18 protein-coding genes are annotated in these 17,061 nt (G+C 55.5%); 4 read left to right on the top strand and 14 right to left on the bottom strand.

Translation table 11 applies throughout. From position 1 onward, the window contains the following. The 7 genes from hscA to trmJ form a co-directional block, all read right to left on the bottom strand. On the bottom strand, positions 1 to 1,851 hold the full coding sequence (hscA, locus tag BJ887_RS02065; protein WP_025203461.1) for a Fe-S protein assembly chaperone HscA: 1,851 nt from the start codon (positions 1,849 to 1,851) through the stop codon (positions 1 to 3). Positions 1,852 to 1,865: 14 nt separating this feature from the next. Beyond that, a complete protein-coding gene (gene hscB, locus BJ887_RS02060) occupies positions 1,866 to 2,381 on the bottom strand; it encodes a co-chaperone HscB (protein WP_014171181.1) in 516 nt (171 codons plus the stop codon). A gap of 76 nt (positions 2,382 to 2,457) precedes the next feature. Further along, positions 2,458 to 2,781, bottom strand: a complete 324-nt coding sequence (gene iscA / locus BJ887_RS02055; RefSeq protein WP_003860659.1) for an iron-sulfur cluster assembly protein IscA — start codon at positions 2,779 to 2,781, stop codon at positions 2,458 to 2,460. 13 nt (positions 2,782 to 2,794) lie between these two features. Next, a complete protein-coding gene (gene iscU, locus BJ887_RS02050) occupies positions 2,795 to 3,181 on the bottom strand; it encodes a Fe-S cluster assembly scaffold IscU (protein ID WP_003860661.1) in 387 nt (128 codons plus the stop codon). Between the two features lie 23 nt (positions 3,182 to 3,204). After that, on the bottom strand, positions 3,205 to 4,419 hold the full coding sequence (gene iscS, locus BJ887_RS02045) for a cysteine desulfurase (protein WP_020883022.1): 1,215 nt from the start codon (positions 4,417 to 4,419) through the stop codon (positions 3,205 to 3,207). Between the two features lie 119 nt (positions 4,420 to 4,538). Beyond that, complete coding sequence (gene iscR, locus BJ887_RS02040) at positions 4,539 to 5,030, bottom strand: Fe-S cluster assembly transcriptional regulator IscR (RefSeq protein ID WP_020883021.1); 492 nt, start codon at positions 5,028 to 5,030, stop codon at positions 4,539 to 4,541. Between the two features lie 165 nt (positions 5,031 to 5,195). Then, positions 5,196 to 5,924, bottom strand: a complete 729-nt coding sequence (gene trmJ / locus BJ887_RS02035; protein ID WP_032669904.1) for a tRNA (cytosine(32)/uridine(32)-2'-O)-methyltransferase TrmJ — start codon at positions 5,922 to 5,924, stop codon at positions 5,196 to 5,198. A 130-nt stretch (positions 5,925 to 6,054) separates the two neighbouring features. Between trmJ and suhB the strand changes: the two genes are divergently transcribed. After that, entirely contained in the window at positions 6,055 to 6,858 is an 804-nt protein-coding gene (gene suhB, locus BJ887_RS02030; RefSeq protein ID WP_020883019.1) for an inositol-1-monophosphatase, read from the top strand. A 52-nt stretch (positions 6,859 to 6,910) separates the two neighbouring features. On the opposite strand, the gene BJ887_RS02025 is transcribed toward suhB, so the two are convergent. Next, entirely contained in the window at positions 6,911 to 7,891 is a 981-nt protein-coding gene (locus BJ887_RS02025; protein ID WP_121339135.1) for a nickel/cobalt transporter, read from the bottom strand. Further along, a complete protein-coding gene (locus tag BJ887_RS02020) occupies positions 7,882 to 8,520 on the bottom strand; it encodes a DUF1007 family protein (protein WP_047743086.1) in 639 nt (212 codons plus the stop codon). The genes BJ887_RS02025 and BJ887_RS02020 overlap by 10 nt, the downstream gene beginning before the upstream one ends. A 125-nt stretch (positions 8,521 to 8,645) precedes the next feature. On the opposite strand from BJ887_RS02020, the gene csiE reads away from it, so the two are divergent. Then, positions 8,646 to 9,923 (top strand): stationary phase inducible protein CsiE, encoded by a 1,278-nt coding sequence (csiE, locus tag BJ887_RS02015; RefSeq protein WP_014171189.1) that lies wholly within the window; start codon positions 8,646 to 8,648, stop codon positions 9,921 to 9,923. On the opposite strand, the gene BJ887_RS02010 is transcribed toward csiE, so the two are convergent. Beyond that, entirely contained in the window at positions 9,924 to 11,063 is a 1,140-nt protein-coding gene (locus tag BJ887_RS02010; RefSeq protein WP_040018154.1) for a 3-phenylpropionate MFS transporter, read from the bottom strand. Positions 11,064 to 11,236: 173 nt separating this feature from the next. Here BJ887_RS02010 and BJ887_RS02005 point away from each other — a divergent pair, with 173 nt between their 5' ends. Continuing rightward, on the top strand, positions 11,237 to 11,659 hold the full coding sequence (locus tag BJ887_RS02005) for a DoxX family protein (protein ID WP_014171191.1): 423 nt from the start codon (positions 11,237 to 11,239) through the stop codon (positions 11,657 to 11,659). A 54-nt stretch (positions 11,660 to 11,713) separates the two neighbouring features. On the opposite strand, the gene glyA is transcribed toward BJ887_RS02005, so the two are convergent. Then, on the bottom strand, positions 11,714 to 12,967 hold the full coding sequence (gene glyA, locus BJ887_RS02000; protein ID WP_040018155.1) for a serine hydroxymethyltransferase: 1,254 nt from the start codon (positions 12,965 to 12,967) through the stop codon (positions 11,714 to 11,716). A 304-nt stretch (positions 12,968 to 13,271) separates the two neighbouring features. Between glyA and hmpA the strand changes: the two genes are divergently transcribed. After that, positions 13,272 to 14,462, top strand: a complete 1,191-nt coding sequence (gene hmpA, locus BJ887_RS01990) for an NO-inducible flavohemoprotein (protein WP_121339134.1) — start codon at positions 13,272 to 13,274, stop codon at positions 14,460 to 14,462. A 95-nt stretch (positions 14,463 to 14,557) separates the two neighbouring features. On the opposite strand, the gene glnB is transcribed toward hmpA, so the two are convergent. The 3 genes from glnB to qseG form a co-directional block, all read right to left on the bottom strand. Next, the gene (gene glnB, locus BJ887_RS01985; protein ID WP_003860685.1) at positions 14,558 to 14,896 is read right to left on the bottom strand and encodes a nitrogen regulatory protein P-II; all 339 of its coding nucleotides are present in this window, start codon (positions 14,894 to 14,896) and stop codon (positions 14,558 to 14,560) included. 80 nt (positions 14,897 to 14,976) lie between these two features. Continuing rightward, entirely contained in the window at positions 14,977 to 16,314 is a 1,338-nt protein-coding gene (glrR, locus tag BJ887_RS01980; RefSeq protein WP_121339132.1) for a two-component system response regulator GlrR, read from the bottom strand. Continuing rightward, complete coding sequence (gene qseG, locus BJ887_RS01975; protein ID WP_025203454.1) at positions 16,311 to 17,060, bottom strand: two-component system QseEF-associated lipoprotein QseG; 750 nt, start codon at positions 17,058 to 17,060, stop codon at positions 16,311 to 16,313. The genes glrR and qseG overlap by 4 nt, the downstream gene beginning before the upstream one ends. Position 17,061 lies beyond the last annotated feature (1 nt).

Genomic DNA, 17,061 nt, shown 5'->3' with positions numbered 1-17,061 from the left:
TTAAACCTCGTCCACGGACTGGCCTTTCAGCGCGACGCGGACAGATTTGTCCATGCGGCGAGCAGCAAAGTCCTGGGTTTGTTTATCAACGTTTTTAATGGCTTCTTCTATTGCATCAGCATCATTGCCTTCGGCCACTGCGCTTAAGCGCGCGGCAGCCTCGTCAATCACCTGACGCTCAGCGGCGCTTAACAGCGCGGCGTCGGCAGCGAGCGCACCGTTCAGACTTTCCAGCACGCGTGCGGCTTCAACTTTCTGTTCTGCCAGCATACGCGCCTTCACATCCTGTTCGGCGTAGCTCATTGAATCCTGAATCATGGAGGCGATCTCACCATCGGTCAGGCCGTAGGACGGCTTCACCTGGATAGACGACTCAACGCCGGTGGATTTCTCCATCGCCGTGACGCTCAGCAGGCCGTCCGCATCCACCTGGAAGGTAACGCGAATATGCGCACCGCCCGCAGGCAGCGCAGGAATACCGCGCAGCGCAAAGCGCGCCAGTGAACGACAGTCCTGCACCAGCTCGCGCTCGCCCTGCATCACATGGATGGACATTGCGGTCTGGCCGTCTTTGAAGGTGGTGAATTCCTGCGCTCGCGCCACCGGAATGGTGGTGTTACGCGGAATGACTTTCTCCACCAGTCCCCCCATGGTTTCTAAACCCAGGGAGAGCGGAATAACATCCAGCAGCAACATCTCGCTGTCCGGCTTGTTGCCGACCAGAATATCCGCCTGGATAGCCGCGCCCACGGCAACCACTTTATCCGGGTCGATGGACGTCAGCGGCGTGCGGCCAAAGAATTCACCCACCCGTTCACGCACCAGCGGTACGCGCGTGGAGCCGCCAACCATGACCACTTCCAGCACCTCGTCAGCCTCAACGCCCGCATCTTTCAGTGCGCGACGGCAGGCCAGCAGGGTGCGTTTCACCAAAGGCGCGATCAGGTCGTTAAACTGTTCCCGGGTGATTTCCCCCTGCCAGCCCGCCACGTTGACGGTGACAGACTGCGCATCGCTCAGCGCGATTTTCGCGTCGATGGCCACGTCCAGCAGTTCACGCTGCACGCGTGCATCGCTGCGATCGGGGATACCCGCCTGCTCGCGAATGAAATCAGCGAGCAGATGGTCGAAGTCATCGCCACCCAGCGCAGAATCACCGCCGGTAGCCAGCACTTCAAACACCCCACGGCTTAAGCGCAGGATAGAGATATCAAAGGTCCCGCCACCCAGATCGTAAACCGCAATCACCCCTTCCTGACCGGAGTCCAGGCCGTAGGCAATGGCGGCCGCCGTCGGTTCGTTCAGCAGGCGCAGAACGTGCAGTCCCGCCAGACGCGCCGCGTCTTTGGTGCCCTGACGCTGTGCATCATCAAAGTAGGCCGGAACGGTAATGACCACGCCATCGAGATCGCCGCCGAGCGTTGCCGTAGCACGCGCCGCCAGCGCTTTGAGGATATCAGCAGAAACGCGGATCGGGTTCAGCAGCCCCGCTGTCGTGGCAATCATTGGCAGGCCGTTTTCACTGGCCTGCAGCTGATACGGCAAATGCGGATAACGGGTCTGAATATCGGCGAGGGAGCGGCCCATCATGCGTTTTACGGAACTGATGGTGTTCGCCGGATCGCGCGCGGCGTTCGCGCGTGCGTCGTAGCCAACCGCGTGGCCCTGCTGTTGGTAGTGGACCACGGAAGGCAGCAGATGACGGCCCTGCTCGTCAGCCAGCGTTTCCGCCTGGCCGCTTCGCACGGTCGCCACGAGAGAATTGGTGGTGCCCAGATCAATACCTACCGCCAGACGACGCTGGTGCGGTGCGGCACTTAAGCCAGGCTCACTAATTTGTAATAAGGCCATAATTGCTTCCGAAATTAAAAATCGAGCAGCTTTTCTTCGAGTTGTTCAGCACTGCTTCGCAGTTTATCGAGAAAACGGAGTTTGCGCACAGTGTCTGCCGCCACATCCCAGGTCTCGTTGTTCAGTTGCTCCACCATCAGTTGATGGCGGGTATCGAACATGCCTTTTACGCGCTTGATGAAGCTTTCCAGACGCGCTTCATCTTTGGCCTGTTCAATCTCATCCAGCTCTTCACGCAGTTCCAGCTGTTCCATCAAAAACGCCGTATCACGCACGGTGTGCTGTTCACTCGCCAGATCAAAGCCATGAAGCGAGAGCAGATACTCAGCGCGAGACAGTGGATGGCGCAGCGTCTGCCAGGCCTGATTGATGGTCGCAGATTGCGATACCGCAGCCAATTGCTCTGACTGAGTACCACTGGCGAATTTATCCGGATGATACTGACGCTGCAGATCCTGGAAGCGGATCGTCAGCGCCTGGAGATCAATCGGGTATTGAGCGGGTAGTCCGAAGAGAGTGAAGTAATCCATAACAATCTCAGGGGTAGCCTGTTAGAACAAACCCCACGCACAGGAGTCCTGCGGTGGGGTTTCGTATGACGCGCGGTTAAACGTGGAAGCTTTCGCCGCAACCACACTCGTCTTTGACGTTCGGGTTCGTGAATTTGAACCCTTCGTTCAGGCCTTCTTTTACAAAGTCCAGCTGAGTGCCATTGAGGAATTGCAGGCTTTTGCCATCGACCACCACCTTCACGCCCTTGTCTTCAAACACGGTGTCATCAGACGCCGGTTCGTCAACAAACTCCAGTACGTAAGCCATACCAGAACAGCCGGAGGTACGTACGCCCAGTCGCAGGCCAAAGCCTTTACCACGGTTCGCCAGAAAAGAGCTTACTCGCGCGGCAGCGCTGTCGCTAAGGGTAATCGACATACTCAAACCTCAATTATTTTGCTTCACGTTTGCTTTTGTAATCCGCAATGGCGGCTTTGATCGCGTCTTCTGCCAGGATAGAACAGTGAATTTTCACGGGTGGCAGTTCGAGTTCTTCAGCAATATCCGTGTTCTTGATTGCCTGTGCTTCGTCCAGAGACTTGCCCTTCACCCATTCGGTGACCAGGGAGCTGGAGGCGATAGCAGAACCGCAGCCGTAGGTCTTGAAGCGCGCGTCTTCAATGATACCTTCATTGTTGACTTTAATCTGCAGCTTCATCACGTCGCCACACGCTGGCGCACCGACCATACCGCTACCTACGCTTTCGTCGCTGTTGTCAAAAGAGCCAACGTTGCGCGGGTTCTCGTAATGATCAATAACTTTTTCGCTATATGCCATGTTGAATTCTCCTTATGTACCGATTAGTGATGTGACCATTCAATGCTGTTCAGATCCACGCCCTGCTTGAACATTTCCCACAGTGGAGAAAGGTCACGCAGACGACCGATGGAGTTGCGAACCAGCTTGATGGTGTAGTCAATCTCTTCTTCGGTAGTGAAACGACCTAAAGAGAAACGGATAGAGCTGTGTGCCAGCTCGTCAGTCATGCCCAGTGCGCGCAGCACGTAGGATGGCTCCAGGCTTGCAGACGTACAGGCAGAACCGGAAGAAACCGCCAGGTCTTTCAGCGCCATAATCAGCGATTCACCTTCAACATAGTTGAAGCTGACGTTGAGAATGTTTGGTGCGCCCTGTTCGAGATCGCCGTTCAGATACACTTCTTCCATATCTTTCACGCCATCCCACAGACGGTTACGCAGCGTGCGCAGGCGCGCCATCTCGGTTTCCATCTCTTCTTTCGCAATACGGTAAGCTTCGCCCATACCCACGATCTGGTGAACAGGCAGCGTACCGGAACGCATACCGCGCTCGTGACCGCCACCGTGCATCTGTGCTTCGATGCGGATACGCGGTTTACGACGAACGTACAGTGCACCAATACCTTTCGGGCCATAGATTTTGTGGCCGGAGAAGGACATCAGGTCCACTTTCAGCTGGCTCAGATCGATAGGCAGTTTGCCCACGCTCTGGGTGGCGTCCACATGGTAGATGATGCCGCGCGCACGGCACATTTCGCCGATGGTCGCGATATCTTGCACAACGCCGATTTCGTTGTTTACGTGCATGATGGAGACCAGAATGGTGTCATCACGCATGGCCGCTTCGAGCTCTTTCAGGTCGATGATACCGTTGCTCTGTGGTGCCAGGTAAGTCACGTCGAAACCTTCACGCTCGAGCTGACGGCAGGTGTCCAGCACGGCTTTGTGTTCGGTTTTGCTGGTGATGATGTGCTTGCCTTTTTTCTGATAAAAGTTGGCCGCACCTTTGATCGCCAGGTTATCGGATTCGGTCGCACCGGAGGTGAATACAATCTCACGCGGGTCGGCCCCCACCAGGTCAGCAATCTGATTACGGGCGATATCTACCGCCTCTTCAGCATGCCAGCCAAAACGGTGTGAACGGGAAGCTGGGTTACCAAAGTTTCCGTCCAGGGTCAGACACTGCATCATTTTCTCGGCAACACGCGGGTCCACCGGCGTGGTTGCGGAGTAGTCGAGATAAATCGGTAATTTCATTGCTCTATAAACTCCGTACATCGCTTCAATGCAAGGAATCAGGCAACCGGCTGGATGTACGACCGAGTACACGGAGCGAGCGAACGCTCCGGCCTGATTCTGAAATACTTATCTTTTTATTACGCGCGTAATTTGACGTCGATCGCGTCCTGCCCGCGGGTGCTGCGTTGGGAGTCCTGGCTGTGCTGACGGCCAGAGACATCCAGAACTTCCTGGTTATTTACCAGTTCACCTAAGGTGATGTTGTTCAGGAAGCCGGTCAGACGATCGCTCAGGTCGCGCCACAGCGCGTGGGTCAGGCACTTATCGCCGCCCTGGCAGCCGCCTTTACCCTGGCAACGGGTCGCATCAACGGATTCGTCAACGGCACTGATCACTTCGCCAACTGCAATACTGCCCGCGTCTTTACCCAGCAGATAACCGCCGCCTGGGCCACGAACGCTGGAAACCAGTCCATTTTTACGCAGTCTGGAGAACAGCTGCTCCAGATAGGAGAGGGAGATCCCTTGTCGTTCAGAAATATCAGCCAACGGAACCGGGCCCGCTTCGGAGTTGAGCGCAACGTCCAGCATCGCGGTCACGGCATAACGCCCTTTAGATGTCAGTCTCATGTCTTACTTAACCTCAAACTCGCCCCTGCCCGGGGTTTTTTATAGTAAAATGGGGGTATTGCATAGCAGGGCCAAGTCTGACATTCCTGACTAAAATGGTCAACTATTTACTTGACTGTTTTAGTCAGGTATTTAACCTTCCGTGCCGTATCACCAGGATGGGCACTACTCTTTATTCTTTTGCTCAATCGACGCCAGAATCCCGCGCAGAATGTTCAGTTCCTGGCTTTCCGGACGTGCACGGGTAAACAGGCGGCGCAGCTTGTTCATTACCTGCCCCGGGTGACCTTCACGGATGAAACCGGTAGAGAGCAGGGTCTGCTCCAGGTGACCATAGAAGCGCTCCAGATCGTCCACCAGCGGGTAGACGGCCTCTTCCTGCGGCTCTGCCGTTGCTTTTTCCTGCGTCGCCAGCCACGCCATACGCACTTCATAGGCAATCACCTGAACGGCCATTGCCAGGTTCAGGGAGCTGTATTCCGGGTTAGCGGCAATGGCCACGTGGTAATGGCACTTCTGCAGTTCATCGTTGGTCAGGCCCACGCGTTCACGGCCAAACACCAGCGCTACAGGAGCCTGTTCGGCTTCAGAGACGCTTTTCAGACCGCATTCACGCGGATCCAGCATCGGCCACGGCAGTGTACGGGAGCGGGCGCTGGTCCCGACCACCAGACTGCACCCTGCCAGGGCTTCGTCCAGGGTATCCACGATCTGCGCGTTACCAATGACATCGCTGGCACCCGCAGCCAGAGCGATAGCCTGTGAGTCGGGTTTCACCAGTGGGTTAACCAGCCACAGGTTCGTTAAGCCCATGGTTTTCATAGCGCGGGCTACGGAGCCCATATTGCCAGTGTGCGATGTCTCGACCAGCACGATTCGAATGTTTTGCAGCATAGTTTTAATGTCTGGATTCTGTGTCTGAAGAATATTCGGCCATATTATCATAAACGAGAGACATATTCCGATCTCGCTGCTATACTCTGCGCCGATTTTCCCGTTCTTTAACATCCAGTGAGAGAGACCGATGCATCCGATGCTGACCATCGCCGTGCGCGCAGCGCGCAAGGCGGGTAATGTAATTGCCAAACACTACGAAACGCCAGATTCTGTTGAAACCAGCCAGAAAGGCAGCAATGATTTCGTAACCAACGTCGATAAAGCCGCTGAAGCGATTATTATCGATACCATCCGCAAATCTTACCCGCAGCACACCATCATCACCGAAGAAAGCGGTGAACTTGAAGGTACCGATCAGGATGTTCAATGGGTTATCGATCCACTGGATGGCACCACCAACTTCGTCAAACGTCTGCCACACTTCTCCGTGTCTATCGCAGTACGCATTAAAGGCCGTACTGAAGTCGCCGTGGTTTACGATCCAATGCGTAACGAACTGTTCACCGCAACCCGCGGTCAGGGCGCGCAGCTGAACGGCTACCGTCTGCGCTGCAGCAATGCACGCGACCTCGACGGTACCATTCTGGCAACCGGCTTCCCGTTCAAGGCGAAGCAGCACGCAACCACTTACATGAATATTCTGGGCAAACTGTTCACCGAATGCGCGGACTTCCGTCGCACCGGTTCTGCCGCGCTGGACCTGGCCTATGTGGCTACCGGTCGCGTTGACGGTTACTTTGAGCTGTCACTGAAGCCGTGGGATTTTGCAGCGGGCGAGCTGATCGCGCGTGAATCAGGCGCCATTGTTTGCGATTTCACCGGCGGCCACAACCATCTGACGACCGGCAACATCGTTGCAGGTAACCCACGTGTTGTTAAAGCCATGCTGGCAAACATGCGTGATGAGCTGAGCGACGCGCTGAAGCGTTAATCCAGCCTGCGGTGCCCTCTCCCGCCGGGAAAGGGCACCATGCTGTACCTGACTAAAACGGCCTTAATCCCCTTCCCACCGGCACCGCACTCATCCACATCGTTACCGCAGCCACCAGCAGAATCATCCCGCCCGCCAGCGCGAGCGTTGTCCATCCGACCTGCCGCCACAGCACCAGCGTTTTATTGCCGCTGAGTTTGACCGCCAGTTGACGGAAACTGTGCACCAGCAGTGCCAGTGACGAAATCGTGAGTGACGTCCCGGCCGCCATGGCCAATGCCGAGAGCATTCCCCAGCCAAATACACCCATCACCTTACTGAACAACAGCACCATGATTGCCCCTGAACACGGACGCATGCCCATTGAGAGCACAACCATCAGCCGCGCTCGCCAGTCATCACCGTTCTTCAGCTGCGCCTGCGTCGGCAGATGCTGATGTCCACAGCCGCAGTTCGCAGTGTGTTCATGGTGCGGCGCGAAAGCCCTGAACTGGGGTTTGTGCAGCAAAGCCCGCAGTTTTTTCAGTGCCCGCCAGCACAGGAGCAGACCCAGCACACCGACCAGCGCGTAACTGCCCTTCTCCAGCCAGAAACTGCTGATATGCAGCTGACGAGCAGGAAGGCGTAATAACGACAGGACGACCACCACCAGCGCAATCGCCACGCCGCCCTGAAGCAGCGAAGATGCGAGGGTCAACCCAATGCTTGATTTGAGCCTGGACGGATGGGTCGCAAGCCAGGTCGCGATCACGATTTTGCCGTGTCCCGGCCCCAGCGCATGCAGGACACCGTAGAGAAAGCTGAAGGCCAGAAGAGAACCGCCTGCCTTCGTCGGGTTCTCCGCCACCGCCTTCAGTAAGCCGCTCATCTGCTGGTTGACCTCGCGCTGCCAGACAATGCTTTTCATCATCACCTGCGGCCAGGCGTGCCATAGCCACAACGCGCCGCACACGGCCAGCAGCAAAAAGAGCGCCAGCGGCCAGAGATGAAGCCAGCGGCGTGATTTTCGTGCCGAAGATGCGATCACTGACATTGCAACGTCACCTGCTGTGCGAACTGTTTACCCAGCTCCATGTCTTCGGGTGGGGCATCTTCTTTATCGAGAGAGACCGCAAAATTGAGCGTCTCTTCGCTCGGTTTTGGCGTGTGCATTGCCATCTTGCAGGTTTTTTGCAGGGCTGCCGGTAGCGTCACATCACTCTCCTCTGCGTAATGCATATCGACATAGTAAGTGGGATCAAAGGTGGAAAACGTATAGGTCTGCCCAGCCAGCGGCTGCGGATGCGCCAGCGGCAGGACAAACGTCAGTACCGCCTGATGTCCGTCGCGGGTCATGCCATATTCCGTCGGCCGATTCATAAATTTCACCTTTTGTCCGTTGTGCCAGAACTCGGTGAAATAGTGCTGACCAAGCACGTTGGCCATCACTTCCGCCGCCAGCTTTTTCCAGATTTCATCCCCGGGTTTTGCATTCCCGGCATCGTACAGCAGGTCAGCCGAGGTGATCTCATCCATCGTCCAGCGCATTTTCAGGCCACTGAGCTGCGTTCCGTCCGTTACCAGCTCGGTTTTCAGGCTGATAAAACTGTGAGGATGCGCGACGACAGCAAAGGGGATCACCGTCAAAAATAACGCCATTGCGCTTTGTTTAACTGTTTGCATCAATTCCTCACGTCATAAATTCTGTGATGTTCGCCAGCAATCCTGAGTGAAAGGCCTGCCGGCGCGCTTTTCAGCGCCCATCCTTTAGCTATTCTTATCAAACATTCCCACTGGATACCCGACAGATGATGACGACGCTTGAAATTCCATCTGTGCTTTCCAGTTCGCAGCGCCGCTGCCAGGTGCTTTTAATGCTTTACCTGCCCGATGCTGCCGTTACCGCACAGAGCATTATCGCTGCCAATGGCGTGGACGACGCTATGGCACGGCAAGATATAGCCGAGACGCGCGATGAAATCCAGCGCTATCACCGGCTCGACATCGTCACGTACCATGACGGCAGCTACCGGATTGAAGGCTCAGCCCTGAATCAACGTTTATGCCTGTTGCACTGGCTGCGCAGGGCTATGCGGCTGTGTCCGCAATTCGTTTCGCATCAGTTTACCCCCGCGCTGAAAACCGCGCTTAAACAGCAGGGCATTGCCCGGCCTCTCTATGACGATACCAACCTGCGGGCGTTGATCAGCTTCTGCTCGCGCAAGCTTCAGCGCCCGTTTGATTGCCGGGACGTACAGTTTTTGCAGCTCTATCTGCAGTATTGCCTGATGCAGCATCATCTGGGGAATACCCCGCAGTTTTCATCGGTGCAGCGTAACTGGACGCAATCAAGAGGGGAATATTTCACCGCTCAGGAGATTGTTCGTCACTGGAAACGCCGTGTGCCACAAGGGACCCACAGCGATGAACAACTTTTTCTCGCGCTGCTGTTTATGATGCTGCGCACTCCTGACCCTGTGCTTGATAAGCATCAGCAGGATCAGCGTCTGCGCCGGGCAATTGTGCGCATGGTCGCCCGTTTTCGGGCGCAAACCGGGATGAACTTCAGCGATGAACAGGGGCTGACCGATCAGCTTTATATTCATCTGGCCCAGGCGCTGGACCGTTCGCTGTTTGAGATAGGCATCGACAATAGCCTGCCGGAAGAGATCCATCGTCTCTACCCCCGCCTGTTACGCACCACCAAAGAGGCGTTGTTTGAGCTGGAAGCGGAATTCGGGCTGCGTTTTTCTGATGAAGAGATGAGCCTGGTGGCGGTCATTTTCGGCGCCTGGCTGATGCAGGAGACCGATCTGCATGAGAAGCAGGTGGTGTTATTGACGGGAGAGGATAAATCCTGTGAGGACGTGATAGAGCAGCAACTGCGCGAATTGACGTTGCTGCCGCTCAACATTCGATATCAGACGCTGCAGGCCTATCAGAAAGAGGGGGCACCGCGCGAAGCGGCGCTGGTCATCACCCCTTATCCGACCGCCCTGCCCCTGTTCTCACCACCGCTGATCCACGCCGTTGAGACGCTGAACACGCAGCAGCAAGAACATATTCGCGCCATGCTGGAATCGTAGCTAGACGCGCGCGGCGACTTTAGGACGAACGAACATCGCCGGTAGGGCGACAAGCGCCATGACCCAGAAGACCCCGTGTCCCAGATGCTGGTAAAGGAAGCCCGCAAAGACCGTCATCACCGCAATGCTGCCGCCCATCGCCACTGCCGAATAAACCGACTGCAACCGAATGACATCCCCGCCTTCACGCGCGGCGATATAGCGCATGGCCGCCAGGTGACATACCGTGAAGGTGCCGCAGTGCAGAATTTGCGCCACGATCAGCCACGGCAGTTCCGTCGTCCAGCCCATAATGCCCCACCGTACGACGCCACAGACTGCAGAAAGCAGGAGCAGATCGCGCGCGCCGAAGCGCCGGAACAGCTTTTTGCTCAGCGCGAAGATAATCACTTCAGCGACCACACCGAGCGACCACAGGTAACCCACTGCAGATGCGGAGTATCCTGCCCCCTGCCAGTAGATGGCGCTGAAACCATAGTACGCCGCGTGCGCGCCCTGCAGCAGACAGACGCAGGCCAGGAAACGCCAGCTTTGTGCCACCAGGCTTCGCCAGGCCGGCCAGCCGGCGCTTTCCTGATGACGGCTCTCACCTTGCGGCATTACCGATGGACGCAACAGCATCCCCAGCAGCATGGAGGCAATACCGATACTCAGCAGCGCAAGGATCGCACGGTAATCGTAAAGGCTAACCAGTTTACCTACCAGTGCAGAGCCGATGACAAAGGCAATTGAGCCCCACAGCCGCACGCGGCCATAATCCATCGTTATCTGTTTTTGCCAGGTGTTTGCCAGGGCATCCGTCAGCGGAACCAGCGGCGAGAAAAAGAGGTTAAAACCGACCATCACCACCATCAGCCATGCAAACTGGTGGCTCACCCAGAAACAGGCGACAAAGACCAGCGTCAACAGCGCCAGAATGCGTACCGCCTTAATCAGCAAGGAGGGATCGCTGACGCGCGGTGCGATCAGCAGGCTTCCCAGGAAACGTGCCACCAGACCAGCGCCAAGCAGGATACCTATGGTCTCGGGCGTCAGGCCGATCCCCTTGAGCCAGACGCTCCAGAAAGGCAGAAAAATACCGTAGCTAAAGAAATAGGTGAAATAACTGAGCGCCAGCCAGCGCGTGGAATGCAAGACCATGAATCCCTCCCGAAATGGAGGCCATAGTCTGGCGAGAATACAAAAATTAAGCAAGTAGATAGCCTGCTATAAATTAACGAAAATTTAACATATTGTGCAGTCATCTGACTTATGGCAGGGAATGAAAATGTGTATTACGTTTAAATTACTCCACTTGCAGAGGTATTTCTGCCATGAACTCACTTCGCTATTTAGATTTCGGCCAGGCACGTCACCTGTTGCTGTTAATAGGTCGTATCGCGCTTGTCGTACTGTTTATTATCTTCGGCTATCCAAAACTGACGGGGTTTAGCGGGACCGTACAATATATGACGTCGCTGGGTACACCCATGCCCATGCTGGCGGCCATTATTGCGGTGGTAATGGAGGTGCCTGCCGCCATCCTGATCGTGCTGGGCTTTTTCACCCGCCCTGTTGCCGTACTCTTTGTATTTTACACGCTGGGTACCGCGATTATCGGCCACCACTACTGGGATATGACCGGTGATGCCGTCATGCCGAATATGATTAACTTCTACAAGAATATCAGTATTGCCGGAGCGTTTATTTTACTGGCGATAGTGGGACCGGGAGCCCTCTCCCTTGACCGGCGTTAACCCATAAAAAAAGGCCGCGATTGCGGCCTTTTTTATTTCTGCAAAACAGAAAGATTATGCGTATACCGGGAAGCGTGCGCAGATTTCCAGAACTTTACCTTTAACGCGCTCGATAACCGCTTCGTCATTGATATTGTCCAGAACGTCACACATCCAGCCTGCCAGCTCTTTCACTTCCGCTTCTTTAAAGCCGCGGCGAGTAACAGCCGGAGAACCGATACGGATACCGGAGGTCACGAACGGGCTCTTCGGATCGTTTGGCACGCTGTTTTTGTTCACGGTGATGTTGGCACGGCCAAGGGCAGCGTCAGCTTCTTTACCGGTCAGGTTTTTATCAACCAGGTCCAGCAGGAACAGGTGGTTCTCAGTACCACCGGAAACCACTTTGTAACCGCGGTTCAGGAAGACGTCCACCATCGCTTTGGCGTTTTTAGCAACCTGCTGCTGGTAAACTTTAAACTCTGGCTCCATCGCTTCTTTCAGCGCCACCGCTTTCGCCGCGATAACGTGCATCAGTGGGCCGCCCTGCGCGCTTGGGAATACGGCAGAGTTCAGCTTTTTGTACAGCTCTTCGTCGCCACCTTTTGCCAGGATCAAGCCACCGCGTGGGCCCGCCAGGGTTTTGTGCGTGGTGGTGGTTACAACGTGAGCATGCGGAACCGGGTTCGGATAAACGCCTGCAGCAATCAGGCCGGCAACGTGCGCCATGTCAACGAACAGGTAAGCACCGATGCTGTCTGCGATTTCACGCATTTTTGCCCAGTCAACGATACCGGAGTAAGCAGAGAAACCGCCGATAATCATCTTCGGTTTGTGGGTCTGCGCCTGCTTCGCCATGTCTTCGTAGTCAATTTTACCGGACTCATCAATGCCGTAAGGAATGATGTTGTACAGTTTGCCAGAGAAGTTAACCGGAGAGCCGTGAGTCAGGTGGCCGCCTTGCGCCAGGTTCATACCCAGAACGGTATCGCCCGGTTGCAGCAGCGCGGTGTAGACCGCGAAGTTAGCCTGAGAGCCAGAGTGCGGCTGTACGTTAGCGTAGTCGGCGCCAAACAGTTCTTTAGCGCGATCGATGGCCAGTTGCTCAACGATGTCAACGTACTCGCAACCGCCGTAGTAGCGTTTGCCCGGGTAACCTTCAGCGTATTTGTTGGTCAGCTGAGAACCCTGCGCCTGCATTACGCGCGGGCTGGTGTAGTTTTCGGAGGCGATCAGTTCGATGTGCTCTTCCTGACGTACTTTTTCCTGCTCCATAGCCTGCCACAGTTCGGCATCATAATCGGCAATGTTCATTTCACGCTTTAACATCCGCATCTCCTGACTCAGCTAACAATAAAATTTTGGCCTGAAAAGGCAGTCCTGTTGGACGACGGGCAACAGTATAACTGATTAGTTCTGTGATAACAGGTCTTGACAAACGATTTTACGCAAACGTTTTCCTACCCGCCACGCAAGGGTTTGAGGAATAAAGCCCTCATCATTTTCAACGGATTTCTTTTCAGGTTTGTGATGCATATTTTTCACGTTGCAAAGAACCATTTACAACGCAGGGGTATTTTTTATAAGATGCATTTAAAATACATCATTAAAAACACCACTGAAGGACGCTGCTATGCTCGACGCTCAAACCATCGCCACAGTTAAAGCCACTATTCCCCTGCTGGTCGAAACCGGCCCGAAACTCACCGCCCATTTCTACGATCGTATGTTTACGCATAACCCGGAGTTGAAAGAGATTTTCAACATGAGCAACCAGCGTAACGGCGATCAGCGCGAAGCCCTGTTCAACGCCATCGCAGCCTACGCCAGTAATATCGAAAACCTGGCGGCGTTGCTGCCTGCCGTGGAAAAAATTGCGCAGAAGCACACCAGCTTCCAGATCAAACCCGAGCAGTACAACATCGTCGGCGGCCATCTGCTGGCCACACTGGATGAGATGTTTAGCCCGGGTCAGGAGGTGCTGGACGCGTGGGGAAAAGCCTACGGCGTGCTGGCAAATGTGTTCATTAATCGTGAAGCACAGATCTACAGCGAAAACGCCAGTAAGACAGGCGGCTGGGAAGGTACCCGCGCTTTCCGCATCGTCGAGAAAACGCCGCGCAGCCAGCTCATCACCAGTTTTGAGTTCGAGCCGGTGGATGGCAAGCCGGTCGCTGATTATCAGCCGGGGCAGTATTTGGGCGTGTGGCTGAAGCCTGAAGGTTTCCCACACCAGGAGATTCGCCAGTACTCCCTGACCCGCAAACCAGACGGTAAACGTTATCGCATTGCCGTAAAACGCGAAGATGGCGGCCAGGTATCAAACTGGCTGCATAACGAGGCTAACGTGGGTGATGTGGTTCATCTGGCCGCGCCTGCGGGCGATTTCTTTATGGCGGTTGAGGCGAATACGCCGGTCACCCTGATCTCAGCCGGGGTGGGCCAGACGCCAATGCTGGCGATGCTCGACACCCTCGCTAAATCAAACCACAGCGCGCAGGTAAACTGGTTCCACGCCGCCGAGAACGGTGAAGTGCACGCGTTTGCCGATGAAGTGAATGCGCTGGCTTCAGGTCTGCCACGCTTTACCGCCCATACCTGGTATCGTCTGCCGACGGATGCCGACCGTGCAGCCGCACGCTTTGACAGCGAAGGTCTGATGAATTTGAGTCAGCACGAAGGGGCATTCAGCTCGCCGGAGATGCAGTTTTACGTCTGCGGACCGGTAGCGTTTATGCAGTATGCCGCGAAGCAGCTGGTGGAGTTGGGTGTGAATAAAGACAACATTCATTACGAATGTTTCGGGCCGCATAAAGTACTGTAATCGCCCGATGGCGCTACACTTTCCCGGCCGGTGAGGTTTTGCAGGCCGGGTAAGCATAGCGCCACCCGGCTGAATCAGGAATCAGGTACTGACGATTAAATCGCGGCGTCGTCTTCTTCACCGGTACGGATACGGATCACGCGTGCCACATCAAAGACGAAGATTTTACCGTCGCCAATTTTGCCGGTCTGCGCCGTACGGATAATGGTATCCACACAGGTATCCACGATATCGTCGCTCACCACGATTTCAATTTTCACTTTTGGCAGAAAGTCCACCATGTACTCTGCGCCACGGTAAAGTTCGGTGTGGCCCTTCTGGCGACCAAAACCTTTCACTTCCGTCACTGTCATCCCGGTGATGCCCACTTCCGCCAGCGCTTCACGCACATCATCCAGTTTGAAAGGTTTAATAATCGCATCAATCTTTTTCATGGTGGGTCCTTAAACTCTTGCCTGTAAGCTGCTTCGTAATCGGTTGCTCACAGTATCATACTCATTCAGATTTTGCGGTACTACTCTTTAAAATCGTTTGCTTCCAGCTCATGGCGGGAGAGCAGCTTGTAGAACTCGGTACGGTTGCGCCCGGCCATACGCGCCGCATGGGTTACGTTGCCTTTGGTTATCTGCAGGAGCTTGCGCAGATAGTTCAGCTCGAACTGATTACGCGCCTCTGCAAACGTCGGCAGCGCGGTGTTTTCCCCTTCCAGCGCCTGCTCCACCAGCGCGTCGCTAATGACGGGTGACGAAGTCAGCGCCACGCACTGTTCAATAACGTTCACCAGCTGGCGCACGTTGCCCGGCCAGCTTGCAGCCATCAGCCGTTTCATCGCATCGGTGGAAAACGCCCGGACAAAAGGCTTATGCCGATCGGCCGCCTGACGCAAAAGATGGTTTGCCAGCAGCGGAATATCTTCCGCCCGCTCGGCCAGTGCCGGAATTTTCAGGTTCACCACGTTCAGACGGTAGTAGAGATCTTCACGAAACTCGTTGCGCGCCATGACTTTTGGTAAATCGCGGTGCGTGGCCGAAATGATACGCACGTTAATATCGATATCGCGGTTACTGCCGAGGGGGCGCACTTTTCGCTCCTGCAAAACACGCAGCAATTTGACCTGCAGCGGTGCCGGCATATCGCCAATCTCGTCCAGAAAAAGTGTGCCGCCTTCTGCCGCCTGGAAAAGCCCTTCCCGGCTGCTCACCGCCCCGGTGAACGCCCCGCGGGCATGACCAAACAGTTCGGACTCAAGCAGTTGTTCAGGGAGCGCACCACAGTTAATCGCGATAAAGGCGTTTTTGCTGCGCGGGCTGGCGTTATGGATAGCCTGGGCAAGGATCTCTTTCCCGGTACCGCTCTGGCCGTTAATCAGCACGCTAACGTCTGACTGCGCCACCATCCGGGCCTGTTCGAGCAGACGCAGCATAATCGGGCTGCGGGTGACGATAGACTCCCGCCACGCTTCATCATTCGACGGAGCCGCGTGCTCAAGCGCGCTGTCGATAGCCTTATAGAGGGCATCTTTATCTACCGGCTTGGTCAGGAAGCTGAATACCCCCTGCTGCGTCGCGGCAACGGCATCCGGAATCGATCCGTGCGCCGTCAGGATGATCACCGGCATGCCAGGCTGCTGCTTCTGGATCTCCGCGAACAGCTGCAGGCCATCCATTTCATCCATTCGCAGGTCGCTAATCACCAGATCAACCTTCTCGCGGTTCAGGACTTTCAGCCCCTCCTGCCCGCTTTCAGCCGTCACCACGCTGTAGCCTTCACTGACCAGACGCATCCCCAGCAGCTTTAACAGCCCCGGATCGTCATCCACCAGTAAGAGATGGGCAGGTTTTCGGCTTGTCATGGCTTCACATCCTCTTGTTTCTGCGCATCACCGTCTGGCGTCGCGGCTGACCCTTTTGGCGCATCAGGCAGATAATTTCCGGCCGGTTTACGCGTCGAGAGCTGTCTTTCGATGTCGGTCAGGTTTTCAAGCTTGCGCGTCGTGGTATCCAGTTGAGCACGCAAGTGCTGCTCCTGCTGGCGCAGCGTATCAAGCTCGCTGTCGGTGGATTGCTGTAATTTGCTGTAGCGAAAACGCTCTTCAGACAACTGCAGTTGCAACGCCTGACCATCACGCCAGAGCTGATACACCGGGCGCACCTGCGCCGGAAGATTTCCGACAAACGTGTCCAGCCGCGTGACGTTGGTGCGACGCTCAACGGGGGTGATTTTCGCATCCGCGAGTAAAATTCCACGCTTGAACGCGTCCTGCCAGGTATCGTCATTGAGCATCGCCGCTTGCGAGCGCGCCTCGACCGGCGCCAGACGCTGAGCGCAATCTATTCCACGTAGCCAGAACAGCGGATTGCTCTCGACGTCATGCCCCGACAGATTCCAGATGTCGTCACAGCGGGTCGACAGAAAATCTGCCAGCTGATTATCTGGCCATTTATCTTGTTGTTTATCGCTAATCGCACTTTGCGGCACATGGGAAACACAGCCCGCCAGAAATAAACAGGGCAGGCTCAGGCGAAACATATTGCTGGAAAACACCGCGCGCACGGCGCGGGAAAAGACGTGTGACATACTCACCAGGCATAGATTCATT

The sequence above is a fragment of the Enterobacter sp. WPR_3_1 genome, from assembly GCF_003635055.1.
GTDB lineage: Bacteria > Pseudomonadota > Gammaproteobacteria > Enterobacterales > Enterobacteriaceae > Enterobacter > Enterobacter ludwigii.
This window is presented reverse-complemented; position numbering and strand designations above follow the sequence as displayed.

Excerpts from the sequence above, each read along its gene's own strand:
- hscA (WP_025203461.1), bottom strand. The coding sequence starts at position 1,851 with ATGGCCTTATTACAAATTAGTGAGCCTGGCTTAAGTGCCGCACCGCAC.
- hscB (WP_014171181.1), bottom strand. The coding sequence starts at position 2,381 with ATGGATTACTTCACTCTCTTCGGACTACCCGCTCAATACCCGATTGAT.
- iscA (WP_003860659.1), bottom strand. The coding sequence starts at position 2,781 with ATGTCGATTACCCTTAGCGACAGCGCTGCCGCGCGAGTAAGCTCTTTT.
- iscU (WP_003860661.1), bottom strand. The coding sequence starts at position 3,181 with ATGGCATATAGCGAAAAAGTTATTGATCATTACGAGAACCCGCGCAAC.
- iscS (WP_020883022.1), bottom strand. The coding sequence starts at position 4,419 with ATGAAATTACCGATTTATCTCGACTACTCCGCAACCACGCCGGTGGAC.
- iscR (WP_020883021.1), bottom strand. The coding sequence starts at position 5,030 with ATGAGACTGACATCTAAAGGGCGTTATGCCGTGACCGCGATGCTGGAC.
- trmJ (WP_032669904.1), bottom strand. The coding sequence starts at position 5,924 with ATGCTGCAAAACATTCGAATCGTGCTGGTCGAGACATCGCACACTGGC.
- suhB (WP_020883019.1), top strand. The coding sequence starts at position 6,055 with ATGCATCCGATGCTGACCATCGCCGTGCGCGCAGCGCGCAAGGCGGGT.
- BJ887_RS02025 (WP_121339135.1), bottom strand. The coding sequence starts at position 7,891 with ATGTCAGTGATCGCATCTTCGGCACGAAAATCACGCCGCTGGCTTCAT.
- BJ887_RS02020 (WP_047743086.1), bottom strand. The coding sequence starts at position 8,520 with ATGCAAACAGTTAAACAAAGCGCAATGGCGTTATTTTTGACGGTGATC.
- csiE (WP_014171189.1), top strand. The coding sequence starts at position 8,646 with ATGATGACGACGCTTGAAATTCCATCTGTGCTTTCCAGTTCGCAGCGC.
- BJ887_RS02010 (WP_040018154.1), bottom strand. The coding sequence starts at position 11,063 with ATGGTCTTGCATTCCACGCGCTGGCTGGCGCTCAGTTATTTCACCTAT.
- BJ887_RS02005 (WP_014171191.1), top strand. The coding sequence starts at position 11,237 with ATGAACTCACTTCGCTATTTAGATTTCGGCCAGGCACGTCACCTGTTG.
- glyA (WP_040018155.1), bottom strand. The coding sequence starts at position 12,967 with ATGTTAAAGCGTGAAATGAACATTGCCGATTATGATGCCGAACTGTGG.
- hmpA (WP_121339134.1), top strand. The coding sequence starts at position 13,272 with ATGCTCGACGCTCAAACCATCGCCACAGTTAAAGCCACTATTCCCCTG.
- glnB (WP_003860685.1), bottom strand. The coding sequence starts at position 14,896 with ATGAAAAAGATTGATGCGATTATTAAACCTTTCAAACTGGATGATGTG.
- glrR (WP_121339132.1), bottom strand. The coding sequence starts at position 16,314 with ATGACAAGCCGAAAACCTGCCCATCTCTTACTGGTGGATGACGATCCG.
- qseG (WP_025203454.1), bottom strand. The coding sequence starts at position 17,060 with ATGAATCTATGCCTGGTGAGTATGTCACACGTCTTTTCCCGCGCCGTG.